Origin of the sequence: Streptomyces milbemycinicus, assembly GCF_002154605.1 — a bacterium.
In the GTDB taxonomy this organism is placed as follows: Bacteria; Actinomycetota; Actinomycetes; order Streptomycetales; family Streptomycetaceae; genus Streptomyces; species Streptomyces milbemycinicus.
Genome location: NZ_MUNE01000332.1, coordinates 1 through 17552 on the forward strand (window position 1 = coordinate 1; position 17552 = coordinate 17552).

The 17552-nt window shown below is 71.3% G+C and carries 13 protein-coding genes and 2 pseudogenes; 7 read left to right on the forward strand and 8 right to left on the reverse strand.

The window, feature by feature from the left end:
• Positions 1–2238, forward strand: a 2238-nt coding sequence (locus CCN51_RS25995) for a heavy metal translocating P-type ATPase (protein WP_107426080.1), incomplete at its 5' end; no start/stop codon positions are given.
• A 106-nt stretch (positions 2239–2344) separates the two neighbouring features.
• Here CCN51_RS25995 and CCN51_RS26000 read toward each other — a convergent pair.
• Complete coding sequence (locus CCN51_RS26000) at positions 2345–2989, reverse strand: aminotransferase class IV (RefSeq protein ID WP_014174413.1); 645 nt, start codon at positions 2987–2989, stop codon at positions 2345–2347.
• Positions 2990–3246: 257 nt separating this feature from the next.
• Between CCN51_RS26000 and CCN51_RS26005 the strand changes: the two genes are divergently transcribed.
• On the forward strand, positions 3247–4086 hold the full coding sequence (locus CCN51_RS26005) for a M55 family metallopeptidase (RefSeq protein ID WP_014174414.1): 840 nt from the start codon (positions 3247–3249) through the stop codon (positions 4084–4086).
• Between the two features lie 43 nt (positions 4087–4129).
• On the opposite strand, the gene CCN51_RS26010 is transcribed toward CCN51_RS26005, so the two are convergent.
• The 3 genes from CCN51_RS26010 to CCN51_RS26020 form a co-directional block, all read right to left on the reverse strand.
• Positions 4130–5683: a GMC family oxidoreductase gene (locus CCN51_RS26010; protein WP_014174415.1), complete on the reverse strand. Its 1554-nt coding sequence runs from the start codon at positions 5681–5683 to the stop codon at positions 4130–4132.
• Positions 5684–5802: 119 nt separating this feature from the next.
• Positions 5803–6615: an alpha/beta fold hydrolase gene (locus CCN51_RS26015; RefSeq protein WP_014174416.1), complete on the reverse strand. Its 813-nt coding sequence runs from the start codon at positions 6613–6615 to the stop codon at positions 5803–5805.
• A gap of 93 nt (positions 6616–6708) precedes the next feature.
• A complete protein-coding gene (locus CCN51_RS26020) occupies positions 6709–7359 on the reverse strand; it encodes a GntR family transcriptional regulator (protein ID WP_014174417.1) in 651 nt (216 codons plus the stop codon).
• A gap of 147 nt (positions 7360–7506) precedes the next feature.
• On the opposite strand from CCN51_RS26020, the gene CCN51_RS26025 reads away from it, so the two are divergent.
• Entirely contained in the window at positions 7507–9117 is a 1611-nt protein-coding gene (locus CCN51_RS26025; protein ID WP_043489307.1) for an L-lactate permease, read from the forward strand.
• A 56-nt stretch (positions 9118–9173) separates the two neighbouring features.
• Positions 9174–10276, forward strand: a pseudogene (locus CCN51_RS26035) (glycerate kinase family protein).
• Positions 10277–10297: 21 nt separating this feature from the next.
• Here the strand turns inward: CCN51_RS26035 and CCN51_RS57895 are convergent.
• From CCN51_RS57895 to CCN51_RS26055, 3 genes and pseudogenes are all read right to left on the reverse strand, one after another.
• Positions 10298–10843: a response regulator transcription factor gene (locus tag CCN51_RS57895; RefSeq protein ID WP_014174420.1), complete on the reverse strand. Its 546-nt coding sequence runs from the start codon at positions 10841–10843 to the stop codon at positions 10298–10300.
• A gap of 516 nt (positions 10844–11359) precedes the next feature.
• A pseudogene (locus CCN51_RS26050) lies at positions 11360–12406 on the reverse strand (NADH:flavin oxidoreductase/NADH oxidase).
• Between the two features lie 124 nt (positions 12407–12530).
• Positions 12531–13190 (reverse strand): NAD(P)H-binding protein, encoded by a 660-nt coding sequence (locus tag CCN51_RS26055; RefSeq protein WP_014174421.1) that lies wholly within the window; start codon positions 13188–13190, stop codon positions 12531–12533.
• A gap of 241 nt (positions 13191–13431) precedes the next feature.
• Between CCN51_RS26055 and CCN51_RS26060 the strand changes: the two genes are divergently transcribed.
• Both CCN51_RS26060 and CCN51_RS26065 read left to right on the forward strand, forming a co-directional pair.
• Entirely contained in the window at positions 13432–14721 is a 1290-nt protein-coding gene (locus tag CCN51_RS26060) for an SGNH/GDSL hydrolase family protein (protein WP_014174422.1), read from the forward strand.
• 121 nt (positions 14722–14842) lie between these two features.
• Entirely contained in the window at positions 14843–15382 is a 540-nt protein-coding gene (locus tag CCN51_RS26065) for a DUF1266 domain-containing protein (RefSeq protein WP_014174423.1), read from the forward strand.
• A 29-nt stretch (positions 15383–15411) separates the two neighbouring features.
• Here the strand turns inward: CCN51_RS26065 and CCN51_RS26070 are convergent, their stop codons facing one another.
• Positions 15412–16125: a FadR/GntR family transcriptional regulator gene (locus CCN51_RS26070; RefSeq protein ID WP_014174424.1), complete on the reverse strand. Its 714-nt coding sequence runs from the start codon at positions 16123–16125 to the stop codon at positions 15412–15414.
• A gap of 145 nt (positions 16126–16270) precedes the next feature.
• Between CCN51_RS26070 and CCN51_RS26075 the strand changes: the two genes are divergently transcribed.
• Positions 16271–17530 (forward strand): cellulase-like family protein, encoded by a 1260-nt coding sequence (locus CCN51_RS26075; protein ID WP_014174425.1) that lies wholly within the window; start codon positions 16271–16273, stop codon positions 17528–17530.
• Positions 17531–17552 lie beyond the last annotated feature (22 nt).

Below are 17552 nucleotides of genomic sequence, written 5' to 3' on the forward strand. Positions count from 1 at the left end.
CTCGCCATCGGCGGCATGACCTGCGCCTCGTGCGCGGCCCGGATCGAGAAGAAGCTCAACCGCATGGACGGGGTCGAGGCCACCGTCAACTACGCCACCGAGAAGGCGAAAGTCTCCTTCCGGGACGACATCGACGTCGCGGACCTGATCGCCACCGTCGAGGCCACCGGTTACACCGCGCGGGAACCCGAGCGCGACCCCGTGCGCACCGGATCGGCGCCCGGCGAGGGTACGGAAGCGGAAGCGGCGCTCGACGAACTGCGGCCACTGCGCGAGCGGTTGACCACGGCGGTCCTGCTCGCCGTCCCCGTGATCGCGATGGCGATGGTCCCGGCCCTCCAGTTCGACTACTGGCAGTGGCTGTCGCTGACGCTGGCGGCCCCCGTGGTGACGTACGCTGCCTGGCCCTTCCACAAGGCGGCCTGGACCAACGCCCGGCACGGCGCCGCCACCATGGACACCCTGATCTCCGTCGGCACGGGGGCGGCGTTCCTGTGGTCGCTGTGGGCCCTGTTCTTCGGCACGGCCGGTACGCCCGGGATGACCCACCCCTTCGAGCTCACCATCGCCCGCACCGACGGGGCCGGGAACATCTATCTGGAGGCCGCGGCCGGCGTCACCGCCTTCATCCTGGCCGGACGCTACTTCGAGGCGCGGTCGAAGCGTAAGGCGGGCGCGGCGCTCAAGGCGCTCATGGAGCTCGGGGCCAAGGAGGTCACCGTACTGCGCGGCGGCCGCGAAGAGCTCATCCCGGTCGGCGAGCTCAGGACCGGCGACCGGTTCCTGGTCCGCCCCGGGGAGAAGATCGCCACCGACGGCACCGTCGTCGAGGGCTCGTCCGCGGTCGACGCCTCCATGCTCACCGGCGAATCCGTCCCCGTCGAGGTCGGCGAGGGCGACAGCGTCACCGGCGCCACGCTCAACGCCGGAGGCCGCCTGGTCGTCGAGGCCACCCGGGTCGGCGCCGACACCCAGCTCGCCCGTATGGCCAAGCTGGTGGAGGACGCGCAGAACGGCAAGGCCGCCGCCCAGCGGCTCGCCGACAAGATCTCCGCCGTCTTCGTCCCGGTCGTCATCGCGCTCGCGCTCGGCACCCTGGGCTTCTGGCTCGGCAACGGCGCGGGCCTGACCGCCGCCTTCACCGCCGCCGTCGCCGTCCTCATCATCGCCTGCCCCTGCGCCCTGGGCCTGGCCACCCCGACCGCGCTCATGGTCGGCACCGGCCGCGGCGCCCAGCTGGGCATCCTGATCAAGGGCCCCGAGGTCCTGGAGACCACGCGCAAGGTCGACACCATCGTCCTGGACAAGACCGGCACCGTCACCACCGGCCGGATGACCCTGCTCGCCGTGCACACCGCGACGGGCACGAGCGACACCGACGCCCTGCGGCTCGCGGGCGCCCTGGAACACTCCTCGGAACACCCCATCGCCCAGGCCGTCGCCGCCGGCGCCACCGCCCGGGTGGGCACTCTGCCCACCCCCGAGGACTTCGCCAATGTCCCCGGCCTCGGCGTCCAGGGCATCGTCGAGGGGCACGCGGTCCTGGTCGGCCGCGAGAAGCTGCTGGCCGAATGGGCCATCTCCCTGCCCACCGAGCTGGAGCGCGCCAAGGCCACGGCCGAGGCCACCGGGCGTACGGCCATCGCGGTCGCCTGGGACGGCGAGGCCCGCGCGGTCCTGGAGGTGGCGGACGCCGTCAAGGACACCAGCCCGGAAGCGATCAGGCGGCTGCGCGCCCTCGGTCTCACCCCCTTCCTGCTGACCGGCGACAACGCGACCGTCGCCGAGGCGGTCGCCGCGGAGGTGGGCATCGCGCCCGAGCAGGTGATCGCCGAGGTCATGCCGCAGGACAAGGTGGACGTGGTGAAGCGCCTGCAGGGCGAGGGCCGTTCGGTGGCGATGGTGGGCGACGGCGTCAACGACGCCGCCGCACTCGCCCAGGCCGACCTCGGGCTGGCGATGGGCACCGGCACCGACGCCGCCATCGAGGCGGGCGATCTGACGCTGGTACGCGGCGACCTCAGGGCGGCGGCGGACGCGATACGCCTCTCCCGCAAGACCCTGGGCACCATCAGGTCCAACCTCTTCTGGGCCTTCGCCTACAACGTCGCCGCCCTCCCGCTCGCGGCCTCCGGACTCCTCAACCCCATGATCGCCGGAGCCGCCATGGCCTTCTCCTCCGTCTTCGTGGTCGGCAACAGCCTCCGGCTGCGCGGCTTCCAGCCGACGGACGCATGAGCCGACGGACGTACGTGCCGACGGCGATTAACCCGGCCCGAGCACCGGCCTTGGGGCCCGGGCGGATCGTCCGCCCGGGCCCGGAGGTTCGTTTCCCGGGTGTTCGTCAGCCGCCCACGTGGGTGAGCCAGTCGGCCGCCGCCGGATGGCGACCGGCGGCGGCTTGCCGGTAGGCGTCGCGCAGGGCGGTGGTGACCGGGCCGGCGCCCCGCGTGGTGGTGGGGCGGTCGTCCAGCGACTCGACCGGGACGACGCCCGTGGCGGTGCCGGTCACGAACAGCTCGTCCGCGGTGTACAGCTCGGCGTGCGCCACCGGCCGCTCCACCACGGTGATACCCGCGCCGCGCGCCAGGTCGAGGACGGTCGCACGAGTGATCCCCGGCAGAATGCCCTGCTCGACCGAGGGCGTGTGGAGCACACCGGATTTCACGAGGAAGACGTTGGCCGCGGAGCACTCGGAGACATGGCCGGAGGGGGTCAGCAGGGCGAGGTCGTCCGCGTCGAGCAGCTTCTCCAGCAGCTTCCAGTCCAGCAGATCGGTATGGCCGCCACCGCAGCGGGCCTGCCGGTGGCAGTAGAGGGCGAGATGGCGCGGACTGGGATGCCAGCCGGGTGCCTCGGTGTGCGGCCGGATGGCGTTGCGGCTCTGCGAGTAGGCCCGGCCGTCGTTGCCGGGTCGGTAGACGACCTCGTGCTCGACGGTGCCGCCGTACTGGGGCACGAACCTGCCGAGGTCCTGGAGCAATTCCACGGGGCCTGCCGCTGGCCTCCCACGTGCTCGACCAGCGCGTATCCCTGGGCGTTGAGCGAGTCCCGTAATCCTTCGACGCTCGGTCGTGACATGTCTGCACTCTCTCTTCCGACGTGGTGCCGACCGATCCCGATGCGTTGGCCATGCCGGCACCGGCCGCGGCGGAGGTCTTGAAGAAATCCGACCGCCGCCGGGCAGGGAACCGGAGGAGGGGCGGCGGGCGTCTCCCCCGTGATCAAGAGCGAGGAGTGCGCGACGTGCGGATCTACTTCAGCGTGGACATGGAGGGCGTCACGGGGCTCGTCGACGCTGACGATGTCCAGCCGGGCGGACGGGACTACGAGCGTGGACGGCTGATGATGGCGGAGGACGTCAACGCGGCCATCCGGGGCGCCATCGCCGCCGGCGCCACCGGCATCACCGTCAATGACGCCCACGGCCGCATGCGCAATCTGCTGCCCGAGTCCCTGCACCCGGCGGCCCGGCTCATCCGGGGCAGGACCAAACAGATGGGCATGCTCGAAGGCCTCACCCCCGAGCACGACGCCGTCGTCTGCGTCGGCTACCACTCGCGGGCCGGCGCACCCGGTGTGCTGAGCCACAGCTTTATGGGCCACGAGATCGAAGACATCTGGCTGGACGGCCGGCCCGTGGGCGAGATCGGCCTGGCCCATGCCACCGCGGCGGCCATCGGCGTCCCGGTGGCGGTGCTCACCGGGGACGACAGCGCCTGCGCGGAGATGGCGGAGTGGGACGGGTCCGTCGCCACCGTTGCCGTGAAGTACGCGCACGGCCGCTTCGCGGCGGATCTGCGCCCGGCCGGCGAAGCGCGTACGGCGATCGAGGAGGCGGTCGCCGCTGCCCTCTCCGCGCCGCGGACGGCTCAGTCGGTGGCGGCGGAGCCGGCGGAACCGTCCACGCTCGCCGTCCGCTGGCAGTCGGCCTCGGTGGCCGCCACCCTGCTGGGCATTCCCGGGGTCACCTCGACGGACACGCGCACCGTCCAGGCACAGGGCACGCTGCCCGGCCTGTACCGGCTCTTCGGCGTCTGGATGCGGGTGGCGGCTTCGCTGACCGATCAGCCACCGTACTGCTGACCGGGCCCCCGAAAGTGCGGTCGTGGAGGCGGATCTCCTGCTGCTACGCGGCTCCCCTGATGAGATCCGCCGCCTTCTCCGCGGCCATGATGACGGGCGCGTTGGTGTTCCCCCTCGGCACCGTCGGGAACACCGACGCGTCGACGACCCGCAGGCCCGCCACGTCCAGTACGCGCAGCTCGGGGTCGACCACCGCGCCGATGGCGCAGGTCGACGTCGGGTGGTAGAGCGTCTGCCCGACCCGCTGTGCGAAGGCGAGGAGTTCCGCGTCGGAGTGTGTGTCCGGTACGTCGAAGGGGCCGGTGATCACCTCGGTCAGGGCGTCCTGGGCCGCGATGCGCAGGGCGATGCGCATGCCGCCCACGATGCAGTCGCGGTCCTCGGCCGTGGTCAGGTAGTTGTGCACGATCCGGGGTGCGGCGTCCGGGCGCGGGGAGCGCAGCGTGACCTGGCCGCGGCTGGTCGGGGCGAGGACACATGGGCCGAACGCGAAGCCGTGTTCGGTGACGGGGCCGAGCCCTTCCTCGTGGAACAGGACCGGAGCCATGTGGAACTGCACATCCGGCGCGTCCAGTCCGTCGCGGCTGCCGAAGAAGCCGCCGGCCTCCCCTATGTTGCAGGTCAGAGGGCCGCGCCCGGCGCTCTCGAGCAACTGGGCATTCTCCGGGCTCGCCGCGCTCATCAGGGATTCGACGCCGGTCCGGAAGTTCAGCAGCGCCATGTAGTGGTCCTGCAGGCCGTGGCCCACCGGCAGGTCGCGCAGGACGTCGATGCCGAAGGCCGACAGCGTGGCGGCGGGGCCGATCCCGGAGAGCATCAGCAGCTTCGGGGACTCGTAGGTGCCCGCGGAGAGGATCACCTCACGGTCGGCGCGGACCACCTCGACCGTGCCGCCCCGGTTCACCTCCACCCCCGTCGCCCGGCCGCCCTCGATCACCACGCGGTGGGCGCGGGCCGCGCCGAGCACGGTGAGGTTCGGCCGCTCCAGGACCGGGTGCAGATAGGCGACGGCCGTGCTGCAGCGCATACCGCCGCGCTGGGTCAGCTGAAACCGCCCGACGCCGAACTGCGTCTCGCCGTTGAAGTCCTCGTTGCGCTTGTATCCCGCTTGCTCGGCGGCCTGGACGAACGCCGTGGCGAGCGGATGCTGGGACCTGCTGTCGCTGACCGTCAGCGGACCGCCCACCGAGTGGAACGCGTCCTCGCCGCGCTCGTTGTCCTCCGAGCGCCGGAAGTACGGCAGCACCTCGGGGTACGACCATCCGGTGGCGCCGGCGGCGGCCCAGCCGTCGTAGTCGGCGCGGTTGCCGCGCATATAGATCATCGCGTTGATCGAGCTGGAGCCCCCGAGCACCTTGCCCCGGGGCAGATAGGTCCGCCGGTCGCCGATCCCCGGCTCCGGGCCGGAGTCGAGGTCCCAGTCGAACTCGGTCTTGAAGAGCTGGGGGAAGGCGGCCGGGATATGGATCTCCTGCGCGGTGTCGGGGCCGCCGGCCTCGATCAGCGCCACCCGGACATCGGGGTCTTCCGTCAGCCGCGCCGCCAGCACACAGCCCGCGGATCCGGCGCCGACGACGACGTAGTCGTAACTGTTCATCCAATCTCCCTGCCTGACGAGTGCGCTGACTGCGCGAACACCCCATGCCGACCGCGGCGAGGCCGCGCTGACCTGGGGGATCGCCCTATAACGCTATATGGGCCGCCGACGGCGCCGCCTCATCCCTCGAAAGCGGCGCGCAGCGCCCGGGCGAAATCGGCCGGATGTGTCAGAAAACCCACGTGTCCGCCCGGAAACTCAGCGATGTCGGCGCCGACTTGCTCCGCCAGGGCCCCGGTCGTGCGGTGCAGCAGCGTCTTCGGCCCGTCACCGCCGATCACCAGGGCGAACGGCGCGGCGCGCAGCGCCTGGGCGTTCGGCCTGAAGCGGACGAACGAACGCAGCTCGTACGCCAGGCAGGTCTCCTGGTTGACGCGGAGGCGCGCCAGCATCTCCCGCACCGGGGCGGGCAGGTCCGGGTCCGGGTCCGGCGGCAAGTCCACGCCGATCGCCTCGCTGAACTTCCGCAGCGCCGGGTCGAGACCGTCGCGCTCATACAGCTCGTACACCTCCTGGAACAGCGCATGCCAGCGGTCCCGGTCGGGCAGCAGATCGATCACGAACGGCTCGTGCGCCACCAGCGCCCGCACCTGGCCGGGGTGCCGGGCCAGCAGGTCCATACCGATCATGCCCCCGTAGCTGGTGCCGAAGACATACGCCGGTTCACCGGCGGCGGCCGATTTCAGCAGCAGATGGGCGTCGTGGCCGTGCTCCTCGATCCGCTGGGGCACGGGCGGGCCGGTGAGGCGGCTGCGGGAGTTGCCGCGCAGGTCGTAGGTGATGACGGTGTGGCTCTCGGCCAGCAGGCCGGCCAGCGGCCCGAACATCGCCGCGTCGCCGTCACCGCCGTTGATGAGCAGAAGCGGCGGGCCCGAGCCGCGTACCTCGTAGTAGAGCTCGGCACCGGGCACGGTCAACGTCTCTGTCTTCATAGGACTTTCAGAGTGCACCGGCGACGGGGCACCCGGCAATGACGCCCTGCGGTGTCCGGCCGAATGTCGCGGACCGGCCCTCCGCCGCCCGGATCAGCCGATTCGCGCGCGAAGTTGTTCGCAGGCCCGGTTGAGGTGGACGGCGAGAGCCTGGTCCGCGCGCTCGGCGTCGCCGCCGACGATGGCGTCCAGGATGTCCTGGTGCTCATCGGCGATCTCGGCGATGCGCAGCAGCTTGTACGTCTGGACCTGGGCCATGCACAGGCGCATCTCGGCCATGACGGAGGCGTGGAGGCGGCTGAGGCGCGGGCTGCCGAGCTCGTCGACGAGCGAGCGGTGGAAGCGTACGTCGGGCTCGACCGCGGCGATGGTGGAGTCGTCCGCCTCCGCCAGTTTGCGGATCTCCACCTGGGCGGAGGTGGCGGCGGAGGGCACCGACCGCCGTCGCGCGAGCTCGCGCATGACCTGGCGTTCCACACAGGCGCGGGTGAAGTACAGGTCGGCGATGTCGTCGGCGTCGAAGACCGGCACCCGGGCGCTCTTATGGGCGTCTCGACGCAGCAGGCCCTCGGCGGTCACCCGCTCGATGGCCGCTTTGGCGGTGGGGCGTGCCACCTCGTACTGCTTGGCGACCTCGGTCTCGGTGAGCGCCGTACCGCCGGCGATCCGCCCGTCGAGGATCTGCTCGCGCAACTCGACGACGAGCGCGTCGATCAGGGATGTCGCCTTCAGGCGACTCGCCATCACGCCTCCTGTGGAATGAGTGGCCCCAGCCGGGCCATCTTCAAATTACCACACGCGAATTCTTGACTGTTTGGAGTACTTGTCTTACAAGTTAACGCCATGGCCTTGATGCTCCAGGCGGCGCCGCTCGCCGCACCGGGAGGTTCGATGTACCGACAAGTCCTTGACCCACTGGCCGGCTCTTTGTCCTGGTCCGCGCTCTGTGCGGCGCTGCCCCTGCTCGCCCTGTTCGTACTGCTCGGCGTCTTCCAGGTCAGAGCGCAGACAGCGGCGCTGGCCTCGCTGGTCCTCTCGCTGTCCCTCGCCGTGGTGGTGTGGGACATGCCGTTACCCCAGGCCTTGTCCGGGGCGGTCGAAGGCGGCTTCTACGGTCTCTTTCCCATCATGTGGATCCTGGTGAACGCGCTGTGGATCTATCGCATGACCGAGATCACCGGATGGTTCGCCGTACTGCGGCGGTCCTTCCGCACCATCTCCTCCGATCAGCGTGTCCAAGGCATCGTGATCGCCTTCTGCTTCGGAGCGCTGATCGAGGCCCTGGCCGGCTTCGGCACCCCCGTGGCGATCACCGCGGTCATGCTGATCGCCGTTGGCATCGCTCCCATCAAGGCGGCGACCGTGGCGCTGGTGGCCAATACGGCACCGGTCGCGTTCGGCAGCATGGCGGTGCCCCTGACCACGCTCGCCGGCGTGACCGGTCTGCCGCTCGACGACCTCGGCGCGATGGCGGGACGGCAGACGCCGCTGATCGCCGCGTTCATCCCGCTGCTGCTGGTGTTTCTGCTCGACGGCCGACGCGGCGTACGGGAGACCTGGCCGGTGGCGGTGGTCGCGGGCCTGACCTTCGGCTGCGCCCAGTTCGTCGCCGCCAACTACATCAGCGTCGAGACCACCGACATCATCGCGGGCGTGGTCACCCTGGCGACGGTGCTCGGGTTCATGCGGGTCTGGCAGCCGCGTACGGTGCAGCGGGACCCCGAGGCGCCCGCCGAGGCCGATTCGGAGGACCGCGAGGGCAGTGGCAGTGCCGTTATGTCTTTCGCCCCGTACCTCATCATCTGTGCGCTCTTCGCGCTCACCCAGGTCGGGCCCGTCAAGGAGTGGCTGGCCGGACACGGCGTCGCCCAGTTCACCTGGCCCGGTCTGGATGTCGAGTCCCCCGGTGGCGAACCCGCCGCGGCCATGACCTTCAAACTGGAACACCTCAAGGCGGCGGGCACCATCCTGCTGGCCGCCGGTCTGCTCACCATGGCGCTCTACCGGGTCGGGCCCGGCCGCGCGCTGCGGGCGTACGGAGCCACGCTGCGCCAACTCCGCTGGACCGTCGTCACGGTGACATCGGTGCTCGCGCTGGCGTGGGTCATGAACCTCTCCGGCCAGACCGCGACCCTGGGCACCGCGCTGGCCCAGACCGGCGCCGCCTTCGCCCTGTTCTCCCCGATCGTGGGGTGGCTGGGCGTCGCGGTGACCGGGTCCGACACCTCGGCCAACTCGCTGTTCGGAGTGCTCCAGGTAACCGCGGCGCAGAAGACCGGGCTGGATCCCGTGCTCCTCGCCGCAGCCAACTCCACCGGCGGCGTGCTCGGAAAGATGCTGTCGCCACAGAACCTGGCCGTCGCCGCCGCGGCGATCGGCATGGCCGGCAGCGAGGGCACGATCTTCCGCAAAGTGATCGGCTGGAGCCTCGGGCTCCTCGCCGGGTTCGCACTCCTCATCTATCTGCAGTCGACTCCGGTCCTGGGCTGGATGACCGTCTGACCGCGAAACCACAACGAGAACACCGCAACGAGAACACCGCGACGAAAGGACCCACCATGCGCGTTGTCTGCGCCCCGGACAAGCTGCGCGGCTCACTGGACGCCGCACAAGCGGCCGCCGCCCTCGCCGCCGGCGTGCGGGCGGCCGGCGGTACCCCCGTCGAGCACCCGCTCGCCGACGGCGGCGAGGGCTCACGGCACACCGTGCAGACCGCGTGCGGCGGTGCGGTCGTCGACGTCGACTCCGTCGACGCGCTCGGCCGCCCCGCGACGACCGCGGTTCCCTCGTCCAGGCGGCCGAGGCGATCGGGTGGGACGCACCGGCCACCGCGGAGCACGATGTGATGCGCGCCTCCAGCGCCGGTCTGGCCGCTCCGATCCTCGCGGCGGTACGCCAGGGAGCGCGGCGGATCGTCGTCTTCCTGGGCGGAACCGTGACCATGGATGGCGGCACGGGACTGCTCGCCTCCCTCGGCGCGCAGATCCTCGACGCCGACGGGAAGCCGCTTGCGGGCAGCGGTGCCGACCTGAACCGTATCCATTTTGTGGACCTCGCCCCGGCGCGCCGCGCGCTCGCCGGCGTCGAGCTGGTCGCCGCGGCCGATGTCCTCAGCCCTCTGTTCGGGCCCGATGGCGCCGCCCATGTCTTCGGCCCCCAGAAGGGTGCCACCCCGGCCGCGGTCGAACTCCTCGACGACGGACTACGACGGCTCGCCCCTCTGCTCGGAGCCGGATCGGCCGCGGGCGGTGGCGCCGCCGGCGGGCTCGGGGCCGCGCTGCTCGCGCTGGGGGCCGAACTGGTGCCCGGCGCGGCACTGGTCCGGCGGCTGACCCGCTTCGACGAGCGGCTGGCCACGGCGGACCTCTGCCTCACGGCGGAGGGGAAGGTGGACGCCGGGACGGACGCGGGCAAGACCGTCGCAGCGGTGGTGAGCGCCTGCGCGGACGCCGCTGTTCCGTGTGTCGTACTCGGCGGGACGGTCACCCCGGAGGCCGACCGCCTCTATGAGCGTGGCGCCACCGCGGTGCTGCCCATCGGCGCCGGTCCCCGGGATCTCGACACCGCCCTGCGCCACGCCGCCGACGATCTCACCAGGACCGCCTATGCAGTGTGCCGTCTCGCCACGGCCCAACTGCGCCGACAGGACGCCCGGGTGTGACGGAGGCTTCCGCGCCCGCCATCAGGCGGGCCGTACCAGTCCCACGTCGTACGCGAAGATCACGACCTGCACACGGTCCCGGGCACCGATCTTGGTGAGGATGCGGCTGACATGCGACTTGACGGTGGACTCGGCCAGGCAGAGGCGTTCGGCGATCTCCGTGTTGGTCCAGCCGGTGGCCACGCCGGTCAGGACCTCGCGTTCGCGCTCGGTGAGGCGGGCGAGTTGGCGGTCCTGTTCGGGGGTGTGGCCGGGGCGGCTCTTGGTGAAGGCGTCGATGAGTTTACGGGTGAGGCCGGGTGAGATGACCGAGTCCCCGACGGCCACGGCGCGGATGCCGACGACCCGGGCCGCGGCGCCGTCGGCGGAGCCTTTCGGAAACTCCTTCTCCAGCAGGTCGATCGCCTTCTGGGACTGGGTGCCGGGCAGCGTGAAGTCGTCCGTCGTGGTGCCGGACACCGAGGCGGCGCCGATACCGACGGTGGCCAGAACGGCGATCCACAGCGTCAGGAAGAGCCGTCGTCGCCTGAAGGCGAGCCGGCCCAGCCGGTAGAGGAAGGTGGCCACGGATTACTCCCACCAGGAGAAGAGGCATTACGAGAGCGAAGGCCTGATCGACCCCGGCCTCAACCTAGGAGCGGTTTTCCGCTCGCCCCCGGCACCGCGGGACCCAATCCTGTGCGCGACCGGTACCCCGGTACTGGTGGCTCTCATCCTCCTGGCTCTCGCCCTCGTGGCTCTCGCCCTCGTGGCTCTCGCCCTTCGTGGCCCTGGTCCTCGTGACCCGCGTCCTCGAAGCGCGGCGGCCGGGCCGGTCGGGCGCCCCAGGGTGTGGGGGGCTGTATCACACCCCCGAACAGCGCGGCCTGCCACGCGGCGCGTCCGGCCCGCAGGCTGGAGGTGACAGCGGCGAGCAAGGAGACAGAGAAATGCAGTACACCCGCCTGGGAACATCGGGCCTGAAGGTCAGCCGCATCGCACTGGGCTGTATGAGCTTCGGCGCGTCCTCTGAGCAGCAGCGGGCGTGGACACCCGACGACGAGGGAGCCGAGCCGATCTTCCGGCAGGCGCTCGACCTCGGCATCACCTTCTGGGACCCTGCGGCCAGTAGGGGTCGCGCAGCAGTTCGCGGCCGAGCAGGACGGCGTCGGCCTGTCCGGTGGCGACGATCTCCTCGGCCTGCCGGGGGTCGTTGATCAGTCCGACGGCACCGGTCGGGATGGAGACGGCGTTGCGGGCCTGGGCGGCGAAAGGCACCTGATAGCCGGGCTTGGTGGGGATCTTCGCGTCGCGGACCATACCGCCGGTGGACACGTCCAGCAGGTCCACGCCGTGCGCCTGGAGCTCCTTGGCGAGGCGGACGGTGTCCTCCCCGGTCCAGCCCTCGCGGTCGTCCTCGGGGTTCTCGGTCAGCCAGTCGGTGGCCGAGGTGCGGAAGAACACCGGCAGGTGGTCGGGCCACACCGCGCGTACGGCGTCGACGACCTCGAGAGCGAAGCGGATGCGGTCCTCGAAGCTGCCGCCGTAGGCGTCGGTGCGGTGGTTGGAGGCCGGGGAGAGGAAGGAATTGATCAGGTAGCCGTGGGCGCCGTGCACCTCGGCCACCTCGAAGCCCGCGGCCAGGGCGCGCCGGGCGGAGTCCGCGAAGTCACGCACCAACTGCTGGATTTCGTCCACGGTCAGCTCGTACGGGACAGGCAGCCCGTCGTACGCGATGGCGCTGGGGGCGACCGTCTACCAGCCGCCCTCGGAGGCGGGCACATACCGGTCGGACAGCCAGGGCTTGTCGACGGAGGCCTTGCGTCCGGCGTGGGCGAGCTGGACTGCCGGGACCGCGCCATGCGTCTTGATGGCCGCGGCGATCCGGGCGAAGGCCTCCTGCTGACGGTCGTTCCACAGGCCCAGATCCCAGGGGCTGATGCGCCCGTCGGGCCGTGCCCCGGTGGCCTCGGCCATCACCAGCCCGGCGCCGCCGACGGCCCGGCCGGCCAGATGGGCGAGGTGGAAGTCCGTCGGCGCGCCGGTCTCCGGCCCCTCGGGGGCGGCGGAGTACATGCACATCGGGGACATCCAGACGCGGTTGGGTATCTCCAGGGAACGCAGCTTGAGGGGGGTGAACAGGGTGCTCAAGGGTGTTTCTCTTTCTGGCTCTTCGGTTGAGCCGGGTGGGGAACCGGCCTCGGGGAGGGGCCGGCGCGCCGAAGAGACGCGGTGTTCAGGCGACTTCAGACGACTCAGGCGACTTCAGGCGACTTCAGGCGGCCGAGGACGCGAGTCGGGCGACGGCGTCGGCGACGGGGGTGTCACCGGCGGTGAGCTCGACAATCACGCGGCTGAGGGCGGGCTCGTGCAGGGCGGCGTCGATGAACGCGGCGACGTCGTCGCGGTGCACATCGCCGTACTCGACGGCCGGCCCCGCGGTCACCCGGCCGGTGCCGGGGGTGTCGAGGAGCGTGCCGGGGCGGACGATGAGCCAGTCGAGGCCGGTACGGGTCAGATGCACATCGGCGGTCTTCTTGACCTTGATGTAGTGCTCGAACCCCTCCCCCGCCCCGCCGCCGCGCAGAGCGTCGGGGAACACCGAGACGAGGACGAAGCGCGACGCCCCGGCACGGGTGGCCGCGGCGGCGGCCTTCTCCAAGCCCTTGCCGTCGATCAGCGTGGTCTTGTCCATGCCGGTGCCATGGGCGCCGGCCGAGAACACCACCGCGTCATGGCCGCTGATCTTCCGCGCCAGCTCCTCCACCGAGTCGTCGATGAGGTCCCCGGCCAGCGGCGTGGCGCCGGTCGCGCGTACGGCCTCGGCCTGGGCCGGGTTGCGGTACATGCCGGTCACCACGTCACCGCGGTCGATGAGCAGGTGGGCGAGCCTGCGCCCGACACCTCCGGCGGCGCCGATCTGGAACACCTTCATGACAGATGGCCTCTCTCTTCCGGATTCTCCGTTGTAGCAATGTTGACATTCCTACAACAGGTTCCAAGGCTAACACCAACGGAGCAGCGATACATCGGGTGTATAAGCCCAGGACTCCCCAGCCGCCCCCGGATATTCTGACGAACACCTTGACGCCTCCGATGTTTCGGTGATGATTGCCTACGTCGTGTTCCGCATGTGACCTCATCCGGCTGGCTCTCACTTGGAAGGGCAGCACCATATGGTCTCGATCCGGCACGTTCTCTCGACTCTCGCCGTCGCCCTGACCCTCACCTTGGTGCCGCTGACCGCGGCGGCACCCGCGTGGGCGGACACCGGACCGGACACCGGACCGGCCTCCGGGCACTCCTACCGAGGCTGGGTCGGCACCTGGGAGGCCGCCGCGTCGGGCACCGCGCCCGGTCTGCCCGGCAACTCGATCCGCAATGTGGTGCACACCAGCGTCGGGGGCCACGCGGCCCGGATCAGGGTGTCCAACCGGCTCGGCACAGCCCCGCTCGAACTCGGCGCGGCCACCGTGGCGCTCCAGGAGGCCGGGGCGCCGAAGAGCCCCAACGCCATCGCCGGGACGGCCCGCCCGGCCACCTTCCACGGCCGGACGTCGGTCACCGTGCCCGTCGGCGAGGACGTGGTCAGCGACCCGGTGCCGCTGCGCGTCCCCGCGGACACCAACCTGCTGATCACCCTGTTCACCCCGAACGACTCCGGGCCCGCGACCTATCACCGCTCCGCCCTGCAGACCTCGTTCCTCGCCCCGGACGGCGACCACACCGCCGACGAGGACGGCGCCGCGTTCACCGCCACCACGAGCTCCTGGTACTACGTGACCGGTGTGGACGTGTTCAGCCCGCGCACCCCGGGCAGCGTGGTCACGCTCGGCGACTCCATCACCGACGGATCGGGGTCGACGGCGAGCGCCAACCGCCGCTGGCCCGACAGGCTGGCCGCGCGGCTGCGCGAACTGCCCCCGGGACGGCAGCTGGGGGTGCTCAACGCCGGTATCTCGGGCAACCGCGTGCTCCTGGACGGCACCGGGCCCAGCGCCCTGTCCCGACTCGACGCGGACGTGTTCTCCCGCAGCAATGTGCGCGCCCTGATCGTGATGGAAGGCATCAACGACATCAAGGGCAACCCCAACCAGACCGACCCCGCGGCCTTCGAGGACGCCTACCGCCGCATCGCCGAGCAGGCCCACGCGCGCGGCATCCGCGTCATCGGCGGCACGATCACCCCGTACGGCGGCAACGGCGGCTACACCGAGGCCCGCGAGAGCGTACGGCAGGCCGTGAACGACTTCATCAGGAACAGCGGCACCTTCGACGCGGTGGTGGACTTCGACGCCGTGGTCCGCGACCCCGCAGACCCGCACCGCATCCTCCCCGCCTACGACACGGGCGACCATCTGCACTTCAACGACGCGGGGCTCCAGGCGATGGCCGACGCCGTCGACCTGGCCCAACTGCGGGCCGGCGGGCCCAGACCCGCCCCGGTGGCGGCGGCGAAGGGCTGAGCCCACCGGGCGACACCCCCTGGGCCGGCCGTCCGGCGGCAGCGTAGTGTTCCGCACCATGTTGCGAGGAGTTCCCGTCGAGCGAAAATACCCCGTCCCACTGACACTGCATCAGCTGTGGATGGTGTCGCTGTGCGCACCCGTGAGCCGGGAGGCCAGAGCCTCCCGGCTCACGCTCTACCCGTACAAGCATGTCAACGACGGTCGCGCCCGTAAGTGGCTGACCGAGAAGTGGGAGATCTCCACGCGGCCCGCGCTGCTCGGCCGGCTCGACGACCTCGCCCGGGTCGGCTACCGGGCCCGGGCCGAGCAGCGCTTCGATGTCTCCCCGCTCGCGTGGGACATCGCGCTGTACGTGGACGTGGTCCGCAACGGTTTCGCGGCCGGCCATCTGGAAGAGGCGGACGCCTGGCGGCTGCTGCACCAGATCGTTCCGCAGGCCAGGGGGGTGTACGGCTCCTGGGCGCAGTACGCCCAGGGCTATCTGATGGGCCGTCTGGTCTGGATGGACCTGCTGCGCGGCACCGAGAGCGAGAGTTTCCCGGCGCCGCAGAGCGTCTCCGACGAACACCTCCGGCGGCTGCTGGACCCCGCGAACATCGAGAGCCCGTGGCACCTGGCCCCCTGGGAGGCAATCGGCCGGCCGGACCGAACACGGTGAGCTGATCGCCCACCTCGCGTCGTCTCGTGTCAGCCCGCGTCGGCCCGCGTGGCCGACACGTGGCCCAGATCTTCGGCCGCCTTGGCGAGCAGGTCCAGCATGGCCAGTTCGGCGCGCGGGGCGTCCTGGTCCCGTATGGCGTCGAGGACAGCGCGATGGCTGGGCACGGGGTCGTCGGCGCCGCCGCGTGCATGCACCAGCCGGTCCCGCTCGCGCAGCCCGGGCTCCAGCAACAGGTCGAGGCGGGCGAGGAGTTCATTGCCGGTGGCGGCAAGCAGCGCGCGGTGGAACGAGGCGTCGGCCTCCGCCTCGGCTGCGGTGTCCCCATGGGCGTCCGCCATGGCGGCGAGCGCGGCGCCCAATGCGACGAGGTCGGCCTCGGTGCGGCGCTGCGCCGCGCGGTGGGCGGCGCCGGGCTCCACGAGGGAGCGGACGTCGGCGAGGTCGCGCATCAGCCGCTCCCCGTCCCCCGTCTCCACGCGCCAGCGGATGACGTCGGAGTCGAGGAGGTTCCAGGCGGCCCGGGGGCGCACAAAGGTGCCGCGCTTCTGGCGGGCGTCGATCAGCCCCTTGCCGGCGAGGACCTTCAGCGATTCGCGCATCACGGTGAGGCTGACGTCGAGTTCGGCGCCGAGGGCCCGTACGTCCAGGATCTCGCCCTCGGCGAAGTCGCCGCCCACGATACGGGCGCCCAACTGCCGCACCACCTGACCGTGCACGCCTCGGCCGGCATAGGACGACATGGGTTTCCTCCTCGTGATTCCAGGACGGTCGGGGCGACGGCGGACGAAGCCCACCGTACCGTGAGCATTAATTATGAATACATCTTGACACCCCTCCGGTGCCCGCCGACGATGGGCCGGACCCCTACCGAAAGGCCGGTTCCCCGTGCCCGTCGCGCCGCCCGACCACCTGCCGGAGAAACTGACCATCTCCCTGTGGGACTTCAGCTGGTACACCCGTACCGGCCCCGGGGAGCCCTTCGCCGACCTCGACCGGGCCTTCGCGGAGGCGGTGGCGCGCGGATACAACACCGTGCGCATCTGTGCCATGCCCTATCTGCTCTTCGGCTCCGGACTCGACACCGGCAAACTCCGGCTGGGGCCCCTGGGCGGCGGATACGGGCAGCGCACCCGCTGGTACGACGTGGGCGGCAGCACCGAGATCGACGGCCGCGCCCATCTGCGCGCGCTGTTCGAGGCGGCCCGTCGGCACGACTGCTTCATCATCCTCTCCAGCTGGGAGTACCAGCAGAGCCCGTCGTTCGGCGGCGACCGCTCCTGGTACGACGCCCTGATGGCCGTCGATCCCGAGCGGCGCGCCGAAGCCCTCGCCGACGCGCTGGCCGACCTGATCGACTTTCTCGCCGCGGACGGTCTTGACGACCGGATCGCCTTCACCGAGCTGCACAACGAGGTCCAGGGCGGACGGCTCACGCAGGGGCTGACCGGCCCGGACACCGTGGTCGCCCTGCGGCCGCGCCTGGAGCGCGGCCTCGCCCGGTTCCGCGAGCGCCACCCCGGCCGGCCGGTCACCGTCAACTACGCCAAGGTCCCGGTCGGTTCGCTGCGCGGCGTCCCGCGCGACATCGACGTGGCCGTCTTCCATCCGTATGTCTACGGTGTGCTCGACGACCTCATCGACGCCTTCGCCCTGCGCGACCGCTCCCGCGCCTTCCCACAGGACTTCGCCCGGCAGCACCTGTTGCGCCCCGACGCCCCGGACCTGGCCGACTGGGCGCCGCCGGCCGACGAGCTGTGGCGGCTCGAGGCCACTCTCGTCGGCCGTGAGATCTACGCGCACGACTGGTGCGATCCGGCCAAGTGGGACGCCTGGCTGTACGAGCGCTACGCCATGTACCGGCTCGCGATGGACCAGCGGCTGGTCACCTGGATCGAGGCCGCCGCCGACTGGGCGGCCGGGGCCGGGGTCCCCCTGGTCTTCGGCGAGGGCTGGATCGGCTACACCCCGCTGCACGGCACCTTCGAGGAAGGCCCGGTCGGGGCCGCGTTCTGCCGCCGCGCGGTGGCCGAGTCCGCTCGGGTCGGCGCCTGGGGGACGGTCGTATGCTCCAACGCCGCGCCGCATCACCCGATGTGGCAGGACATCACGCTCCAGCGGGAGTGCAACGCCCTGCTGCTCGGCTGAACCACGCGCGACCGGCCCGATC